The organism is Geodermatophilus sp. SYSU D00698 (assembly GCF_054050335.1).
The window spans coordinates 98,427-115,626 of sequence record NZ_JBJGZD010000003.1 but is presented as its reverse complement, the minus strand read 5'-3'; the positions used below and the strand labels follow the sequence as shown (position 1 = coordinate 115,626).

The window sequence follows — 17,200 nt, the reverse complement described above, 5'->3', positions numbered from 1 at the left end:
GGTCACCTGACGGAGTGCGCGTCGGGTGGGGGAGTGCCGTAGACGGCGGGGTCCCGCTCGGGGGCGGGTTCGGTGGTCAGGGCGGCGGCCTCGATGCGGTCCCAGCGGAACCAGCGCGGCGCGTCCCGCTCCCGGCACCAGCCCACGAGGTACCAGCGGTCGCCGGTGCGGGCCAGCAGGTGCGGCTCCACCCGCCGCCGGGACGCCGTCCCCGCCCGGTCCCGGTAGGTGATCGCGACGACGCGGCGCCGGGCCAGCGCCTCCTCCACCACCGGCGCCGGGTCCGGCCGCCGGGCCGACGGTGCCCGCACCCACACCCGGCCGCCGAGCCGCTCCACCTCCGCCCGGGCCTGCGGACCGAGGACGTCGAGCACCTTCTCCAGCGCCGCGCGGCCGTCCGCGGCGAACGGCGCGTCCGCCGCGCCGGCCAGGGCGACGGCGACCGCCACCGCCTGCGCCGGCGTCAGGTTCACCGGCGGGAGCGTGGCCACGGCGTCGAGCACGTAGCCGCCGCCGGGACCCGAGGTCGCCCAGATCGGGACGCCGGCCTGCTGCAGCGCGCTCACGTCCCGCTTGACCGTGCGGGTGGACACCTCCAGCCACGCCGCCAGCCGCCGCGCCGTCCGCCCGCGCGGCCCGGCACGGCGCAGCTCCTCGGTGAGCGCGTGCAACCGGTCGGTGCGGTTCACGGCGCGGATCCTCGCAGGAGTCGGTGACAGGACGGTGTCACCGAGGACGCGCCACCGTGGGTCCGTGACGACCATCGCGCTCTTCCACTCCGTCCTCGGCGTCCGGCCCGGGATCACCGACGCCGCGGACCGGCTGCGGGCCGCCGGCCACGAGGTCCGCGTCGTCGACCAGTACGACGGGCGGGTCTTCGACGACTACGCCGAGGCCGGCGCGTACGTCGAGACGGTCGGCTTCCCGGCCCTCATGGCCCGCGCGGTCGACGCCGTCCGGGACCTGCCCGACGGGTTCGTGGCCGCCGGCTTCTCCAACGGCGCGGGGATGGCCGAGCACGTGGCCACGCAGCGCCGGTGCGGCGGTGTCCTGCTGGTCTCCGGGGCGCTGCCGATGGCGGTCCTCGGGGCGCCGGGCTGGCCGGCCGGGCTGCCCGCGCAGCTGCACCGGACCACGGACGACCCGAAGCGCTCCGCGGAGTGGGACGAGGCGTTCGCCGCGGACGTCGCCGCGGCCGGCGCGACCCTCGAGGTCTTCCGCTACCCGGGGGAGGGGCACCTGTTCACCGACCCGTCGCTGCCGGCGGAGCACGACCCGGAGGCCACCGACCTGTTCTGGACCCGGGCGCTGGCCTTCGTCGACCGGGTCGCCGGCTGACACGCCGCGGACACGGCGGGGGCCCGGGGAGCTCCTCGCTCCCCGGGCCCCCGGAACGGCCGCCCCGTGTCGTCAGCCGCGCCTGCGGCGCGCCCTCCGCAGCTCGCTCACCATCAGCGCCACGCCCACGCCGACCAGCAGCAGCCACAGCAGCCCGCCGTCGGCGAGGAAGCCCAGCGGCACGGTCACCCCGGCGAGGAAGACCAGGGCCAGGACGACGAACGCGACGCCCGGGACCAGCGCGACCAGGTCCACCCGCCGCTTCGGGGCGGGGGTCTCGACCGGGAGGACGCTGGTGTGCTGCCAGTCGGCGGCCAGCGCGCGCTCCTGCCAGCCGGTGGGGGTGGTGGGGAACTCGCTGTAGTCAGGCACGGGACACCTCCAGGTCGCCGACCCCGTGGTCGATGGTCAGGACGAACTCGGGCCGGCTGTCGCCGCCCGGTGCGCGGAAGTAGCCGTCCTCGTCCTCCTGGTCGAACAGCTCGGCGTCGCCGATGCCGTTCTCGACGTCGACCTGCACGTCGGCGTCGTCGGGGACGGTGACGTCGAGGTCGCCGACGCCGTGCTCGATGCGCACCTCGACCGGCTCGTCGACGTCGTCGACGTCGATCCGGGAGAGGTCGACGTCCATGTCGCCGGCGCCCAGGCTGTAGACGGGGCGCACGTCCTCGACGGTCGCCGGGCGGTAGTCGCGGTCGCCCACGCCGCCGCCGGGACCGACGCGGTCGTCGGCGTCCCACGCGGGGACGGACGAGGTGAACAGCAGCGCCAGGGTGAGCACGGAGCCCAGCGCGATCAGCCCGCCGCGCGGCGTGCGGCCGCGGGTGAGCGCCGAGACGACCAGTCCGAGGCCGACGACGAGCAGCGCGCCGGCGAGGAAGCCGCGGGGGCCGAGGTCGAGGTCGGTGTAGCGGGTCACCAGGACCATCAGGCCGACGACGATGAGCAGCCCCGCGACGGTCATCCCGGCGACGGGGGAGCGGGGCGCCGGCGGCTCGGCGGGCGCCCCGTCGACGCCGGCCCGGCGCGGGCCGCGTGGCATGAGCAGCCAGAGCAGCGCATAGACGAGGACGCCGGTGCCGCCGGCGAGCGTCAGGGCGACGAAGCCGACGCGCCACAGCAGCGCGTCGACGCCGCTGTACTCGGCGAGGCCGCCCGCGACGCCACCCAGCACCTTGTCGGTGCGGCTGCGCCGGAGCGTGGGGCGTGGTGCGGGCGGGGGATCGAAGGGTGGAGCGGGAGGAGGGGAGGCGGCGGTCATGGCACAGAGCGTGCCGAGCGGGCGCCCGCCGCGACATCGGGGAAGGCCCCCATCCGACCCTGGTCCTGCCCGTCCGGGGGCTTCCCGGTACCGGGGGAGGTGCGCGCGGTGCGACGATCGGTGCCGTGACGAGGACGGCGCCCAGCACGGGCGGGCCGCCGGCCGGCGCCCCGCCGGCCGGGCCCGTCGGCGTGCCCACGCAGACCCCGCTGACCACCGGGACCCCGCCGGCTCCCGCGGGCGCCACCGCCGTGGCGACCCGCCCGGCGGAGACCCGGCCGCCGCTCGTGCGCCCGCGGCAGGGCCGGATGCTCGCCGGCGTCGCGGCGGGGACGGCGGCGCACCTGCGCACCGATCCGCTGGTCGTCCGCGCGGCGTTCGTCGCGCTGGCGGTGACCGGCATCGGCGTCATCGCCTACGCGCTGCTGTGGTTCTTCGTGCCGCTGGGCGAGGTCGCCCCCGGCACGGCGCCGCGGCCCAGCCGCCGGCAGACCGTCGGCCTGGTCTTCTTCGGCCTCGGCGCGATGGTGCTGGTCACCAACCTGGCGACGTGGGGGAACAACGACCTCATCGCCCCGCTGCTGCTGGTCGGCGGCGGGCTCGCCGTCATCTGGCGGCAGCTGGACACCGACCGCACGCTGACCCGGCCCGGCGTGCGCTGGGTGCTCGCCGGCGGCGCGGCGCTCGCCGCCATCGGCCTGGTCCTGCTGCTCGCGACGACGGGTCAACTGGCCGCGGCGCGCAACGGCTTCGTGGCCACCCTGGTCATCCTGGTCGGCGTCGTGCTGGCCACCGCGCCGTTCTGGCGGCGGCTGCTGGACTCCCGCGAGTCCGAGCGCACCGCCCGCATCCGCTCCGAGGAGCGGGCCGCCGTCGCCGCGCACCTGCACGACTCGGTGCTGCAGACCCTCGCGCTCATCCAGCGGAACTCCGGTGACCAGCAGGCCGTCGCCCGGCTGGCCCGCAGCCAGGAGCGGGAGCTGCGCAGCTGGCTGTACGAGCCGGCGTCCTCGCCCGGCGGCGGCACCTGGTCCGCGCTGGTCTCGGAGATGGTCGCCGAGGTGGAGGGCGACCACGCGCTCACCGTGGACCCGGTCGTCGTCGGCGACGCCCCGGTCGACGACGCGCTCGCGGCGCTGGGCGCGGCCACCCGCGAGGCGCTGCTCAACGCCGCCAAGCACGCCGGCGTGACCTCCGCCGACCTCTACACCGAGGTGGGCGCGCAGTCGGTGTCGGTGTTCGTCCGCGACCGCGGCGCCGGCTTCGACCCGTCCGCCGTCCCGGCCGACCGCCGCGGGCTGCGCGACTCGGTGTCCGGCCGGCTCACCCGCCTGGGCGGGACGGCGACGGTGCGCTCGGCGCCCGGCGAGGGCACCGAGGTCGAGCTCGTGCTGCCCCGCGAGGCCGCCGCGTGAGCGTCCCCCGCGTCTTCGTCGTCGACGACCACGCCATGGTCCGCGCCGGCGTGCGCGCCGAGCTCGGCGGCGCCGTCACCGTGGTCGGTGAGGCGTCCGACGTCGACTCCGCCGTCGCCGGCATCCGCGCCACCGTCCCCGACGTCGTGCTGCTCGACGTGCACATGCCCGGCGGCGGGGGCCGCACCGTGCTGGAGACGCTGCGCGCCGAGCTGCCCGACGTGCGCTGGCTGGCGCTGTCGGTGTCCGACGCCGCCGAGGACGTCATCGCGGTCATCCGCGCCGGCGCCCGCGGCTACGTCACCAAGACCATCTCCGGGCCGGACCTGGTGTCGGCGGTGCAGCGGGTGGCCGAGGGCGACGTCGTCTTCAGCCCCCGGCTGGCCGGCTTCGTGCTCGACGCCTTCGCCGCGAGCGCGCCGTCGGCCGCGCCCCCCGAGGACCCGGCGACCGACCCCGGCCTGGACCTGCTCAGCGCCCGCGAGCGCGAGGTCATGCAGCTGCTGGCGCGCGGCTACACCTACCGGGAGATCGGCTCGCGGCTGTTCATCTCGGTGAAGACGGTGGAGTCCCACGCGTCCAACGTGCTGCGCAAGCTGCAGCTGTCCAACCGCAACGAGCTCACCCGCTGGGCGGCGACCAACAGGTTGCTGTGACCCGCGAGGTCACGCCGTGTGGACGACGTGGAAGGCCTCGGCCAGGCGGCCGTCGGGCAGGCCGAAGCGGCGGGCGGTCTGCGCCATCCAGCCCGTGACGAAGGACTCCAGGTCGTGGATGTGGCTGACCTGCGTCACGTGGCTCTTGAGCGCGGCGAACTTGAGCTCGACGACGTCGGTCACGTCGACGGCGTGGTCGGCCCGCGGGCTGGCGCCCAGCCACACCTCCTCCACCGTCCACGCCTCCAGGCCCTCGTCGGCCAGCAGCTCCGGGAAGGCGAACGGGTTGCGGGCGTCGGGGTAGACCGCGCGCAGCGTCGACTCGCCCACGGTCATGTGGTCGGGGTGACTGGCGCCGACCCGCTCGTACCAGCGCTCCGGGGAGCTGGTGAGCACCCGCTGCGGGCGCACCTGCCGGATGACCCGGCTGATGTCCCGGCGCAGGTCGAGCGTCAGCTCCAGCCGGCCGTCCGGGTAGCCGAGGAAGCGCACGTCGGTGACGCCGACGGCGGCGGCCGCGGCGCGCTGCTCCTCCCGCCGCAGCGGGCCCATCCGGTCGCGCGGGGTCTCGTCGAAGCCGCCCGCGTCGCCGTCGGTGACGATGCAGTAGACGACCTCGGTGCCGGCCGCGGTCCAGGTCGCCACGGTGCCCGCGCTGCCGAAGTCGACGTCGTCGGGGTGGGCGAGCACGCACAGGACGCGCTCGACGTGCTCGGCGGGCTTCCGGGGCGGGACGGCGGTCACCGCCGGAGCCTAAGTGACGGACCTCCTCGCCCCCCACGCCTCGCAGCTCGGCGCGGGCCATCGCGAGGAGACCGTTCCAGCACCTCACCCCCGCAGGCCCGCCAGCTTGTCGGGGTTGAGGACCACGAGGACCTGCTGGACCAGGCCGTCGGTGACGACCAGCGAGACCGCGGCGAGGGGCTCCCCGCCGGTCCACGCCGCCACCCCGGGCCGGCCGTTGACCTCGGTCAGCACCATCCGCAGACCCGGCAGCGACACCCCTCCGGGGATGACGGCGGCGAGGAAGCGGGCCACCTTGTCCGCGCCGGTGATCGGCCGCAGCGCCGCCTTCGCCCGGCCGCCGGCGTCGGTCAGCAGGACCGCGTCCGGGGCGAGCGCGGCCAGCAGCGCGTCGACGTCGCCGCCCGCGCACGCGGCGAGGAACCGCTCGGTGACCTCGCGGTGGGTCGCCCGGTCGGCGTCGAACCGCGGGCGGCGGGCGGACACGTGCTCCCGCGCCCGGTGGCCGAGCTGCCGGACCGCCGCCTCGGAGCGGCCGAGGACGGCGGCCACCTCCGCGGCCGGCAGCCCGAACACCTCGCGCAGGACGAACACCGCCCGCTCGGCGGGGGACAGGCTCTCCAGGACGACGAGCAGCGCCAGCGACACCTCCTCGCCGAGCACCGCCTCGTCGGCCGGGTCCGCGGCCTCGTCGGTGAGCAGCGGCTCGGGAAGCCACGGGCCGACGTAGGCCTCCCGGCGCGCGCGGGCGGAGTCCAGCCGGTCCAGCGCCAGCCGGGTGGTGACCCGGACCAGGTAGGCGCGCGGGTCGGCGACGTCGTCGCGGTCGGCCGCCGACCAGCGCAGCCAGGCGTCCTGGACGACGTCCTCGGCGTCGGCGACGCTGCCGAGCATCTGGTAGGCGACGGTGAACAGCAGCCGCCGGTGCGCGTCGAACGCCGGCAGCGGGCCGGTCACGCGGGAGCCGGGAGCTCGCAGCGGTCCCGGAAGCCCTGGCTGGTCAGGCCCAGGGCGCTGTTGGCCCGCGCCCGGCTGTTCTCCACGGCGACCATCATCGTGAGCTCGACCAGGGCGGCGTCGTCGAGGTCGCGGCGCAGCGCGGCGACCATCTCGTCGGTGACGCCCATCGGGGTGGTGCTCATCGCCTCGGCGTACTCGACGACGCGCCGCTCGAGGTCGGTGAGCGCGTCGCCGTTCCGCCAGGCGGGGACGGCGCGCAGCTTGGCCGGGTCCACGCCCTCGTGCGCGGTCCCGACCCAGTAGCCGAAGTCGACGCACCACGAGCAGCCGACGGTCACCGCCGCCGACATGACCGCGAGTGACTTGAGCGTCGGGTCCAGCCGGTCCCACTTCGCGAGGGACTGCTCGTGGCGCAGGTAGGTGAGCAGCAGGCGGGGGTGGTGCCCGAACGCCGCGGCGGGGTCCAGCGTCGCGCCGAAGCGGCGGCGCGAGTACCGGTCGACGAGGCGGGTGAGCAGCGTGCGCGGCGGGTCGAGCGGGATGCGGGCGGTGCGGGTCTCGGTCACGGCGTCGTCCTCTCCGGTGGGGTGTCCATGGAGACGACGCAGCCGCCCGGAACGTGACAGGGCGGCCCTCGCAGGGCCCGCCGCGAGCGTGCGAGCGGTGGGGGGCGAGGGGGTCCGTCGTCTAGAGGCGGCCGCGGCCCTGGCGCAGCAGCAGCATCCCGAGCGCGGCGCCGTCCGGGCCGAGGGCGGTGCGGAAGCGGTCGATCACCTGCTGCTCCCGGGACAGCGACAGCCGGGTGCCGCCGGTGGCGCGGCGCAGCTCACCGATCTCCTGCGAGACGGCGAGCCGCCGCTGCACCAGTGCGATCAGCTCGGCGTCGCAGGCGTCGATCTCGCCGCGCAGCTCGGCGATGCGGGTGTCGGCGTCGGTGGGCGGCAGGGTGGCGGTCATCGGGTTCCTCCGGGGCGGGGAGCGGCCGTCGGACCCCGGGGAACGAGAAACGCCCCGGGCTCCTCGGGCCCGGGGCGTTCGTTGCGGCGGCTGCTCAGCCGGCGGCGACGGACACCGGAACCCGGTGCCCGTAGGAAAAGCCGACGGTGGCGATCAGCACGTCGCCGAGTGTGCCACAGCACGCCCGGCGGCCACGAGGGCGTCCGTCGCGGGACGGGTCCGTCGCCGGTCCGAACTACAGTGGTGTGGCTATGAGCAGCGTGCAGCAGGCCCTCCCCGGAACCGCCGCGCTCCAGCGTTCCGCTCCCGGCTCGGCCGGCCGGGAACTGGACCGCATGCTGGCCGGACTCAACGGTCCCCAGCGTCAGGCCGTCGTCCACGAGGGCGGCCCGCTGCTCATCGTGGCCGGTGCCGGGTCGGGCAAGACCCGCGTGCTCACCCACCGCATCGCCTACCTGCTCGGGGCCCGCGGGGTGCAGCCGGGCGAGGTCCTCGCGATCACCTTCACCAACAAGGCCGCCGGCGAGATGAAGGAGCGCGTCGCGCACCTCGTGGGGCCGCGCGCCCGGGCGATGTGGGTGTCCACGTTCCACTCGATGTGCGTGCGGATCCTGCGCGCCGAGTCGGCGAAGCTCGGCCTGAAGTCGTCGTTCACGATCTACGACCAGGGCGACTCGGTCCGCCTGATGACGATGGTCGCCCGCGACCTCGACCTCGACGCCAAGCGCTACCCCGGGCGCAGCCTCGCCGCCCAGGTGTCGAACCTGAAGAACGAGCTGGTCGACGAGGACTCCTTCAGCCCCCAGACGGCGCCGGAGAAGGTGCTCAAGGAGGCCTACACGCTCTACCAGCGGCGGCTGCGCGAGGCGCACGCGCTGGACTTCGACGACCTGATCATGACGACGGTCAACCTGCTGCAGGCCTTCCCCGACGTCGCCGAGCACTACCGCCGCCGGTTCCGGCACGTGCTGGTCGACGAGTACCAGGACACCAACCACGCGCAGTACGTGCTGGTCCGCGAGCTGGTCGGCACGGGCGAGGGGCCGGTCCCGCCGGCCGAGCTGTGCGTCGTCGGCGACGCCGACCAGTCGATCTACGCCTTCCGCGGCGCCACGATCCGCAACATCGACGAGTTCGAGCGCGACTACCCCGACGCGACGACGATCCTGCTCGAGCAGAACTACCGCTCCACCCAGCGGATCCTCAAGGCGGCCAACACCGTCATCGCCAAGAACACCGGCCGCCGTCCCAAGAACCTGTGGACCGACGCCGGCGACGGCGAGCTGATCGAGGGCTACGTCGCCGAGAACGAGCACGACGAGGCAGCCTGGGTCGCCGAGCAGATCGACGCGCTGGTCGACGCCGGCACGGTCCGGCCCGCGGACATCGCCGTCTTCTACCGGACCAACAACGCCTCCCGCGTGTTCGAGGAGGTGTTCATCCGCGTCGGCATGCCCTACAAGGTCGTCGGGGGGGTGCGCTTCTACGAGCGCAAGGAGGTCCGCGACGCGCTGGCCTACCTCCGGGTGGTCGCCAACCCGGCCGACGTCGTCAGCCTCCGCCGGGTGATCAACACGCCCAAGCGCGGCATCGGCGACAAGGCCGAGTCCTGCATCGAGCAGTTCGCCGACCGTGAGCGGATCGCGTTCCCGTCGGCGCTGCGCCGCTGCCCGGAGATCACCACGCTGGCGCCGCGGTCGCTCAAGGCGGTCCAGGAGTTCGTCGCGCTGCTCGAGGAGTTCGAGCAGCTGGTCGAGACCGGCTCGGGCCCGGCCGCGCTGCTGGAGAGCATCCTCGACCGCACCGGCTACCTCGCCGAGCTCGAGGCCAGCACCGACCCGCAGGACGAGGGTCGCGTCGACAACCTCAACGAGCTCATCTCGGTGGCCGCCGAGTTCGAGGCGGCCAACCCCGGCGGCACCGTCACCGACTTCCTCGAGCAGGTCTCGCTGGTGGCCGACGCCGACCAGATCCCCGTCTCCGGCGACGAGGCCGGCGTCGTCACGCTGATGACGCTGCACACCGCCAAGGGCCTGGAGTTCCCGGTCGTGTTCCTCACCGGCCTCGAGGACGGCGTGTTCCCGCACCTGCGCGCGCTCGGCGACCCGCGGGAGCTGGAGGAGGAGCGGCGGCTGGCCTACGTCGGCATCACCCGCGCGCGGCAGCGGCTGTTCCTCTCCCGCGCCACGGTGCGCACCAGCTGGGGGCAGCCGGCCTACAACCCGCCGTCGCGGTTCCTCGACGAGCTGCCCCCGGACACCGTGCACTGGGCGCGCACCGACCCGATGCCGGCGCCGAGCACCGGCTCGTCGGCGCAGCAGCGGGTGGCCGCGACCGGCCTGTCGACGGGCGGCCTGCGCGGCGGCCGCGGCAACCGGCCGGTGATCTCCGTCGAGGTCGGCGACCGGGTCAGCCACGACGCGTTCGGTCTGGGCACGGTGGTCGAGGTCAACGGCGCCGGCGACAAGGCGCAGGCCACGGTCGACTTCGGCTCCGGCGGCACCAAGCGCCTCGTCCTGCGCTACGCCCCGCTGGTCAAGCTCTAGGCCCGCGCTCCGCCGCGGGAGGGGCGCTCCTGGGGTCGTTCGCGGCCTCCGGGGGTGCTGCAGCACTCCCGGAGCGCGGGGGGAGCTCCGGGAGCGGAGTGACGCCGGGTCACAGGGTGACGCCGTGGTCGGCGAGCCACTCCTCGGGGTCGATCGGCCGGCCGGTCATGCCGCCGCGGTGGATCTCGTAGTGCAGGTGCGGGCCGGTGGACTGGCCCTCGTTGCCGATCTTCGCGATCTCGTCGCCGGCGTGCACGATCTGGCCGGCCTCGACGTCGTAGTAGCGCATGTGCCCGTAGACGTGCACGTTGCCGTCGGCGTCCTGGATGTAGACGGCGTTGCCGTACCCGGAGGCCCGGCCGGCACGCAGCACGACCCCGTCGGTCACCGAGTGGATCGGCGTGCCGAGGGAGTTGGCCAGGTCGATGCCCCAGTGCATGGAGCCCCAGCGCTGGCAGAAGCAGGTGGTCATCCGGCCGGTGGTCGGCGCGACGGTCCGGGGCTCGCGGGCGGCGCGGGAGGCGGCCAGCTCCGACAGCCGCACGGCGGCCTCGGCCTGGGTGATGCCCTGCCGGACCCCGGCGTCCTCCATGTCCCCGGTCAGGCCGATGTCGGCGGCGCCGAGGCCGTAGTCGGCCGCGCTCACCGAGGCGGCCGGGGCCGGGGTGCCGCCGGTGAGGGCGGGGACGGCGGCGACGAGCGCACCGGCGACGAGCGCGCCCAGCCACAGCGGGCCGCGGCGCCCGGGCGGGCGGCGGACGGTGCGCCGCGCGGTGGGCTCGGTGTCGGGCTCGGTGTCGGGCTCGGTGTCGGCCGCCTCGGAGGCGGCCTCGGCAGCGTCCTCGACCTCGGCAGCGTCCTCGACCTCGGCGGCGTCCCCGGCCGGAGCGGTGACGGGGGCGACCACCCGGGCGGGGAGGACGGTGCTCGGCACCGCGGGCCGCGGGACCGGCGGCACGGCCGGGGTCCCCAGCGGGCCGGACGAGATGCGGCCGGTCGCGTCGGGCCCGGTCGCCCGGCGGCCGGTCGCCGCGGGCTCGAGGAGCGCGGTCACGGGACACCCTTCGTCCACGCTCCCGGGACCACTGCACGGAGCAGCCCGTCGGGGGAGCGACGGCGGTGGAGGCGCCTGGGAGGACGCCCGCCGGTGGGTACCGGCGCCGTGATCGGACCGTAACGTTCCGTCAGGGCCGACCGGGGGAAGCGACGCTGCGTGTCGCCATGTCTCCCCGGGGTGGGGTGCCGCTCAGGCGGCGTCGGCGAGCGGCGCGGGGGCGGCCGGCCGCAGCCCGGCCAGCGTCGCGGCCACCTCGTCGACGACGCCGCGGTGGAACGGCAGCGACATGTGCCCCACGCCCCTCACGAGGACGTTGCGCGCCCGCAGGTCCGGGTGGTCGCACCGGCCGGCCACGGTGGGGACGACGATCTGGTCGAGGTTGCTGTAGACGGCGGTCATCGGGGTCGACCAGTCCGGCGCCGGCTCGGCGAGCTCCCGGAGCACCGGCGACCCGGGCCGCAGCTGGCGCACCATCGGCGTCGGCAACAGGTGGGCCAGCACCGAGCCGCCGTGCGGCGTGCCGAGGGTGACCAGCGACTCCACCCGCCGGCCCCCGCCCTGGCGCTGCACGTAGTGCCGGGCGATGAGGCCGCCGAGGCTGTGTCCCACCAGGTGCACCCGGTCGTGGCCGGTCCGGGCGCAGATCCGCTCGACGTGCTCCCCCAGGTCACGCGCGCCCTCGGCGACGTCCCCCAGCAGCGGGCTGTAGTTCCAGGTGCAGACCTGGGTGAACCCGCGCCGCCGCAGTCGGCGGCGCATGACGGTGAAGATCGACCGGTTGTCGATGAGCCCGTGGACCAGCAGCACCGGGACGCGCGCGGCGAGCGGGTCGGCGGCGAACAGCGCGCGGACGGCGGCCGGCTGGACCCCCGGGCGGCGGCGCGGGTCGAGCAGCAGGGCCTCGGTCCGCGTGCCGAGCGGGTAGAGCAGGGCGTGCGCCCCGACCCAGGCCAGTTCGGTGAGCCCGCCGGCGACGGTGGTGGGGGAGACCAGTGCCCGGAGCGCGTCCCGTGGCGTACCCGGGGAGGGCTCTCCCGTGTGCCACTCTGGACGGCACCCGGGGTCGCCGGTCGCGCGCATGGACGTCCTCCCCGTTCGGCGGCCGCCGGCGGTGTCCCGGGACCCGGGTCCGTCGACGGCGGAGCACCGCTGTGGTGCTCGGTTCACACGACGGTAATGCCCTGGTGTGGCGACGGTCACACGGACGATGCGGGGATCTCGACGAGATCGAGACCGGAACGCGACACATCTCGACGAAGGGGGACCCGTGGCCGGCCGTGAGAGTGCTGCCCGCGACGACCGGACCCGGGACGGCGCCCGGCGGACCGGGGCCACGGGTGCCGCCCGCCGCACGGGGGCCGCGGCCGCCGGGGCGCGGCGCACCGGCGCCCGCCCGGCCGCGGACCGGCGCCCGGCCCGCACCCCGGCCGCCCCTCCCGCCCCGGACGACGGGCTCGTCGTCGGGCACCTCCCCGGCGGCGCCCGCACCGCGGGGGTGCTGCTCGTGCTCGCCGGCCTGGCCGGGGTCGCCGCGCTGTTCCCGACCTACCTCGTCGTCGGCGGCCGGGAGCTGTCGCTGGCCGGCGGGCCCGGCGGCGCGCTGGTCGGCCTGGTCGTCCCGCTGACCGCCGTCGCGGTGGGGGCCGGCCTCGCCGCCGGCCGGGTGCCGCGCTTCGGGCTGGCCCACGCCGGCGTCAGCGGGGTGCTGGCGCTGGGCTCCCTGCTCATCGAGGTCTACCGCGGCAGCGCCTCCACCGTCCGTCCCGGCGTCGAGGTGCTGGCCGGGGAGCGGGTGCTCACCAGCTCGGTGGAGACCGGGGCCGGCTGGTGGCTCGAGGTCGCCGGGCTCGCGCTGACCGTCCTGGCCGCGGTCTGCGCCGCGGCGGCGTGGAGCCGCACGGTCATGGAGGACCGGGGGGCGCTCGACCCCGCCCGCGGCGCGCTGGCCGGCGCGGCGGTGCTGCTCGGCGTCCTCACCGTGCTGTGCCTGGCGCTGCCGGCCGCCGACGTCCCCGACCGGCTGGTCGACGACCCGTCCACCGGCCTGGAGGTCGTGGTCGAGCAGCAGGGCCCGCAGGCGCTCCTGGAGCGGCCCGGGCTGGCGCTGCTCGGCGGGCTGCTGCTGGCCGGCGCCGTCCTGCTCGCCTCGGTGCTGGCGCCCTCGCTGCGGCCGCGGCTGGCCGCCGTCGGCGGCTTCCTCGCCGTCGCGGTGACCGTGCTCGCCGCCGGCCTCGGCGGGCTGCGCGACGCCCTCGCCTCCGACGAGCTGGAGTGGACCGTCCCCGGCGCCGGGCTGCTCGCCGCCGGGCTGGGCTACGCGCTGCTCACCGTGCTCGCCTGGCGGCTGCGCCGCACGACCGCCCGGTGACGGCGGGCGAGCGGCTGCGCGTCGTCGTCGCCGGGCCCGAGGGCCGGGACGACCCGCGCGCGGTCGCCCTCGCCCGCGCGCTGCGCGACTCCGGCGCCGAGGTGGTGCTGACCGGCGAGGTCGACTCGGCCGGGCGGCTGGCCGCGACGGTCGTGCAGGAGGACGCCGACGCCCTCGGCGTGGCCGGGGCGCGGCCGGGGCTGCTCGGCGAGGTGCTCGCCCGGCTGTCCGCCGCCGGCGTCGACGACGTCACCGCCTTCGTCCTCGGGGACGGCGACGACGGCGGAGGCGACCTGCCGGCCGACGTGCGCCGCTTCCCCGGCGGCACCACGCCCGACGACGTCGTGGCCGCGCTGCGGCGGCTGTCCGGGGGTCTGTGACCCGGGGCACGGGGCCCGGTGCCGGTGCGGCGGCCGGGGCGCGCGAGGTTTACGGTGCCTGTTCGTGGATCTCTTCGAGTACCAGGCGCGTGACCTGCTGGCCTCGCACGGCGTGCCCGTGCTGCCCGGCGGCGTGGCCGAGACACCCGACCAGGCCGAGGCGATCGCCCGCGAGATCGGGCAGACCGTCGTCGTCAAGGCGCAGGTCAAGACCGGCGGCCGCGGCAAGGCCGGCGGCGTCAAGCTGGCCGACGACGCCGACGAGGCGAGGGCCCGCGCCCAGGACATCCTCGGGCTGGACATCAAGGGCCACATCACCCACCGCGTGATGGTGGCGCAGGCCAGCGACATCGCCGAGGAGTACTACTTCTCCTACCTGCTCGACCGCGCCAACCGCACCTTCCTGGCCATGGCCAGCGTCGAGGGCGGCATGGAGATCGAGCAGCTCGCCGTCGAGCGGCCCGAGGCCCTCGCCCGCATCCCCGTCGACGCCACGACCGGCGTCGACGCGCAGAAGGCCGCCGAGATCGTCGACGCCGCCGGGTTCGCCCCCGAGGTGCGCGACCAGGTGATCGCCATCGCCGTCCAGCTGTGGGAGACCTTCGCCCAGGAGGACGCCACCCTCGTCGAGGTCAACCCGCTGGCCAAGGCGCCCGACGGCACCGTCCTCGCGCTCGACGCGAAGGTCACCCTCGACGAGAACGCCTCCTTCCGGCACCCCCAGCACGCCGAGCTCGCGGACTCCGCCTCGGCCGACCCGCTCGAGGCGCGCGCCAAGGAGAAGGACCTCAACTACGTCAAGCTCGACGGCGAGGTCGGGATCATCGGCAACGGCGCCGGCCTGGTCATGAGCACCCTCGACGTCGTCGCCTACGCGGGCGAGGAGTTCGGCGGGGTCAAGCCGGCCAACTTCCTCGACATCGGCGGCGGCGCCTCGGCCGAGGTCATGGCCAACGGCCTGGAGATCATCCTCTCCGACCCGGCCGTGAAGAGCGTGTTCGTCAACGTCTTCGGCGGCATCACCGCCTGCGACGCCGTCGCCAACGGCATCGTCAGCGCCCTGGGCATCCTCGGCGACGAGGCGACCAAGCCGCTGGTCGTCCGGCTCGACGGCAACAACGTCGAGGAGGGCCGGCGCATCCTCGCCGAGGCGAACCACCCGCTGGTGACCCTGGTGGACACGATGGACGGCGCCGCGCGCCGGGCCGCCGAGCTCGCCGCCTGAGGAAGGACCCCTTCCCTCCCCACCCCTCGCAGGCTCGGGGCGGGCCCCTGGAAAGGGGCCGTTCCCTCACCTCCAGACAGGACCTGAAGAGATGTCGATCTTCCTCAACGAGAACAGCAAGGTCATCGTCCAGGGCATGACCGGCTCGGAGGGGCGCAAGCACACCCAGCGCATGCTCGCCTCCGGCACCGCGATCGTCGGTGGCGTGAACCCGAAGAAGGCCGGCGAGCGCGTCGACTTCGAGGGCGCCAGCGTGCCGGTGTTCGGCAGCGTGTCCGAGGCCATGAAGGAGACCGGCGCCGACGTCAGCGTCATCTTCGTGCCGCCGGCCGGCGCCAAGGGCGCGGTCATCGAGGCCGTCGACGCCCAGATCGGGCTCGCCGTCGTCATCACCGAGGGCATCCCGGTGCACGACTCGACCTACTTCTGGGCCCACGCCCAGGGCGGCGCCACCCGGATCATCGGCCCGAACTGCCCCGGCCTGATCAGCCCCGGGCGCTCCAACGCCGGCATCATCCCGGCCAACATCACCAAGCAGGGCAAGATCGGCCTGGTCAGCAAGTCCGGCACGCTGACCTACCAGATGATGTACGAGCTCCGGGACATCGGCTTCTCCACCTGCGTCGGCATCGGCGGCGACCCGGTCATCGGCACCACGCACATCGACTGCCTGCAGGCCTTCCAGGACGACCCGGAGACCGAGGCCATCGTCATGATCGGTGAGATCGGTGGCGACGCCGAGGAGCGCGCGGCCGACTTCATCAAGGCCAACGTGACCAAGCCGGTCGTCGGCTACGTCGCCGGGTTCACCGCGCCCGAGGGCAAGACGATGGGCCACGCCGGCGCCATCGTGTCCGGCTCGGCCGGCACCGCGCAGGCCAAGAAGGAGGCCCTCGAGGCCGCCGGGGTCAAGGTCGGCAAGACGCCGTCGGAGACCGCCCGCCTCATGCGGGAGCTCGTCGGCGCCTGATCGCCGCCCCGTGGACTGCCCCGGCCCCTCCCCAGGAGCCGGGGCAGTTCCGCTTCCCGGGGACGGGTTGCGGGGCGGTCACGATCTCGCCCCTCGTGGTGAGGGGCGAGCGTGGCGAGGTTGCAGCCCGTCGACGGCGGGGGAGAGCATCCGCGACGCCGTACCGATGTGACGAGGGAGAGTCGAACGATGACGTCCAGTCAGCCGCCTCAGCAGCCCGGGATGCCCGGGCAGCCGGGACCGGGCGGCCAGCCGGGGTACGGCCAGCCTGGGTACGGCCAGCCGGGGTACGGCCAGCCGGGCTACGGCCAGCAGGCCCCCTACGGCCAGCAGCCGCCCCACGGCCAGCAGCCCCACGGCGCCCCGCAGGCCTACGGGCAGCCGTACGGCCAGCAGCCGCCGCCCGGCGCCCCGTCGCTGTACGGCCAGGCCCCGCGCCCGGCCGGTGCGGGCTTCGACCTCGGGCGCCTGAGGACGGCCGACTACGTCGTCGCCGCCGGCGCGCTGGTCTACCTGGTCCTCGCGCTGCTGCCGTGGGCGACCTTCTCCAGCAGTGACGACTTCGGCTTCGACGTCCCCGGCTTCGACGTCCCGGAGATCAGCTACAGCTTCTCCGGCTTCGAGGTCAGCGGCCTGGTGGCCTTCAGCTTCGTGCTGCTGCTCCTGGCCGGCGTGTGGGCGCTGCTGCCGGCGTTCGTGCAGCTGGACCTGGGCTTCCCGCGCAGCTGGATCACCGTGGGCCTGGCCGGGCTGGCCGTGCTGCTCACCCTGGTCGCCTGGATCCAGACCTTCGACGCCGGCTTCTCGGTGTTCGCGCTGCTCGGCTTCCTGGTCACCGTCGCGGTGGCGGTGTTCGCGTTCCTGCGGCTGCTGCCGGAGATGCGGAACAGGCCGGCGCTGCCCGGCGCCTTCGCCGGCGCCGCGCAGTGGGCCAACCAGCAGGCGCCGGACTTCGGCACCGGCCAGGGCGGCGCCCCGGGCCCGCCGGCGGCTCCCGGCCAGTACGGCGCCCCGGGCCCCTACGGCCGACCCGCCCCCTACGGCGGCCAGCCGGCGCAGCCGTGGGGCCAGCCGGGGCAGCCGGGCCACGGTCAGCCGTACACCCCGTCGCCGGTCACCGACCCCGGTCAGCACTCCTCCGGCCAGCACTCCTCCGGCCAGCACGGCGGTTCCTCCGCCTCGGGTCACGGCCAGCCCTGACCCGACCGCGCTCCGTCACGGGCGCACCCGTCCCGACGAGGGCCGGCGGCACTGCCGCCGGCCCTCGTCGCCGTTCCGGCGCCCCTCCCGGCGCGTGCGTCGGACAGACGGCGGGGACGCTTG

The 17,200-nt window shown here is 75.6% G+C and carries 18 protein-coding genes; 9 read left to right on the top strand and 9 right to left on the bottom strand.

Annotated elements, in window-relative coordinates; translation table 11 throughout:
* Window positions 1–2 precede the first annotated feature (2 nt).
* Complete coding sequence (locus tag ACI8AB_RS03800) at window positions 3–689, bottom strand: helix-turn-helix transcriptional regulator (protein ID WP_456949024.1); 687 nt, start codon at window positions 687–689, stop codon at window positions 3–5.
* 64 nt (window positions 690–753) lie between these two features.
* Here ACI8AB_RS03800 and ACI8AB_RS03795 point away from each other — a divergent pair, with 64 nt between their 5' ends.
* Window positions 754–1,338, top strand: coding sequence for a dienelactone hydrolase family protein (locus ACI8AB_RS03795; protein WP_456949023.1), 585 nt, complete (start codon window positions 754–756; stop codon window positions 1,336–1,338).
* Between the two features lie 72 nt (window positions 1,339–1,410).
* Here ACI8AB_RS03795 and ACI8AB_RS03790 read toward each other — a convergent pair whose 3' ends face one another.
* The gene (locus ACI8AB_RS03790) at window positions 1,411–1,710 is read right to left on the bottom strand and encodes a hypothetical protein (protein ID WP_456949022.1); all 300 of its coding nucleotides are present in this window, start codon (window positions 1,708–1,710) and stop codon (window positions 1,411–1,413) included.
* Window positions 1,703–2,599: a PspC domain-containing protein gene (locus tag ACI8AB_RS03785; protein ID WP_456949021.1), complete on the bottom strand. Its 897-nt coding sequence runs from the start codon at window positions 2,597–2,599 to the stop codon at window positions 1,703–1,705. The genes ACI8AB_RS03790 and ACI8AB_RS03785 overlap by 8 nt, the downstream gene beginning before the upstream one ends.
* A 125-nt stretch (window positions 2,600–2,724) precedes the next feature.
* Here ACI8AB_RS03785 and ACI8AB_RS03780 point away from each other — a divergent pair, with 125 nt between their 5' ends.
* Together ACI8AB_RS03780 and ACI8AB_RS03775 are read left to right on the top strand one after the other, a co-directional pair.
* Entirely contained in the window at window positions 2,725–4,014 is a 1,290-nt protein-coding gene (locus ACI8AB_RS03780) for an ATP-binding protein (RefSeq protein ID WP_456949020.1), read from the top strand.
* On the top strand, window positions 4,011–4,670 hold the full coding sequence (locus ACI8AB_RS03775) for a response regulator (RefSeq protein WP_456949019.1): 660 nt from the start codon (window positions 4,011–4,013) through the stop codon (window positions 4,668–4,670). Before ACI8AB_RS03780 ends, ACI8AB_RS03775 begins: the two co-directional genes overlap by 4 nt.
* A 9-nt stretch (window positions 4,671–4,679) precedes the next feature.
* On the opposite strand, the gene ACI8AB_RS03770 is transcribed toward ACI8AB_RS03775, so the two are convergent.
* From ACI8AB_RS03770 to ACI8AB_RS03755, 4 genes are all read right to left on the bottom strand, one after another.
* Window positions 4,680–5,414: a PIG-L deacetylase family protein gene (locus ACI8AB_RS03770; protein WP_387987633.1), complete on the bottom strand. Its 735-nt coding sequence runs from the start codon at window positions 5,412–5,414 to the stop codon at window positions 4,680–4,682.
* A gap of 84 nt (window positions 5,415–5,498) precedes the next feature.
* A complete protein-coding gene (locus ACI8AB_RS03765; RefSeq protein WP_456949018.1) occupies window positions 5,499–6,371 on the bottom strand; it encodes an RNA polymerase sigma-70 factor in 873 nt (290 codons plus the stop codon).
* Complete coding sequence (locus tag ACI8AB_RS03760) at window positions 6,368–6,940, bottom strand: carboxymuconolactone decarboxylase family protein (protein ID WP_456949017.1); 573 nt, start codon at window positions 6,938–6,940, stop codon at window positions 6,368–6,370. The genes ACI8AB_RS03765 and ACI8AB_RS03760 overlap by 4 nt, the downstream gene beginning before the upstream one ends.
* Before the next feature lie 121 nt (window positions 6,941–7,061).
* Window positions 7,062–7,331, bottom strand: a complete 270-nt coding sequence (locus tag ACI8AB_RS03755) for a chorismate mutase (protein WP_387987627.1) — start codon at window positions 7,329–7,331, stop codon at window positions 7,062–7,064.
* A gap of 251 nt (window positions 7,332–7,582) precedes the next feature.
* Between ACI8AB_RS03755 and pcrA the strand changes: the two genes are divergently transcribed.
* Window positions 7,583–9,877: a DNA helicase PcrA gene (pcrA, locus tag ACI8AB_RS03750; RefSeq protein WP_456949016.1), complete on the top strand. Its 2,295-nt coding sequence runs from the start codon at window positions 7,583–7,585 to the stop codon at window positions 9,875–9,877.
* 109 nt (window positions 9,878–9,986) lie between these two features.
* Here the strand turns inward: pcrA and ACI8AB_RS03745 are convergent, their stop codons facing one another.
* Together ACI8AB_RS03745 and ACI8AB_RS03740 are read right to left on the bottom strand one after the other, a co-directional pair.
* Window positions 9,987–10,931, bottom strand: coding sequence for a M23 family metallopeptidase (locus tag ACI8AB_RS03745; RefSeq protein WP_456949015.1), 945 nt, complete (start codon window positions 10,929–10,931; stop codon window positions 9,987–9,989).
* A 192-nt stretch (window positions 10,932–11,123) separates the two neighbouring features.
* Window positions 11,124–12,014 carry a lipase family alpha/beta hydrolase gene (locus tag ACI8AB_RS03740; RefSeq protein ID WP_456949014.1) on the bottom strand — a complete coding sequence of 297 codons (891 nt, stop codon included), beginning with the start codon at window positions 12,012–12,014 and terminating at the stop codon, window positions 11,124–11,126.
* A gap of 187 nt (window positions 12,015–12,201) precedes the next feature.
* Between ACI8AB_RS03740 and ACI8AB_RS03735 the strand changes: the two genes are divergently transcribed.
* The 5 genes from ACI8AB_RS03735 to ACI8AB_RS03715 all read left to right on the top strand — a co-directional run bounded on the left by ACI8AB_RS03735 (window position 12,202) and on the right by ACI8AB_RS03715 (window position 17,077).
* Entirely contained in the window at window positions 12,202–13,302 is a 1,101-nt protein-coding gene (locus ACI8AB_RS03735; RefSeq protein WP_456949013.1) for a hypothetical protein, read from the top strand.
* The gene (locus ACI8AB_RS03730) at window positions 13,299–13,682 is read left to right on the top strand and encodes a methylmalonyl-CoA mutase (protein ID WP_456949012.1); all 384 of its coding nucleotides are present in this window, start codon (window positions 13,299–13,301) and stop codon (window positions 13,680–13,682) included. The genes ACI8AB_RS03735 and ACI8AB_RS03730 overlap by 4 nt, the downstream gene beginning before the upstream one ends.
* 64 nt (window positions 13,683–13,746) lie before the next feature.
* The gene (gene sucC / locus ACI8AB_RS03725) at window positions 13,747–14,907 is read left to right on the top strand and encodes an ADP-forming succinate--CoA ligase subunit beta (protein ID WP_456901371.1); all 1,161 of its coding nucleotides are present in this window, start codon (window positions 13,747–13,749) and stop codon (window positions 14,905–14,907) included.
* A 91-nt stretch (window positions 14,908–14,998) separates the two neighbouring features.
* Complete coding sequence (gene sucD / locus ACI8AB_RS03720) at window positions 14,999–15,877, top strand: succinate--CoA ligase subunit alpha (RefSeq protein ID WP_456901370.1); 879 nt, start codon at window positions 14,999–15,001, stop codon at window positions 15,875–15,877.
* A gap of 189 nt (window positions 15,878–16,066) precedes the next feature.
* Window positions 16,067–17,077 carry a hypothetical protein gene (locus ACI8AB_RS03715; protein WP_456949011.1) on the top strand — a complete coding sequence of 337 codons (1,011 nt, stop codon included), beginning with the start codon at window positions 16,067–16,069 and terminating at the stop codon, window positions 17,075–17,077.
* Window positions 17,078–17,200 lie beyond the last annotated feature (123 nt).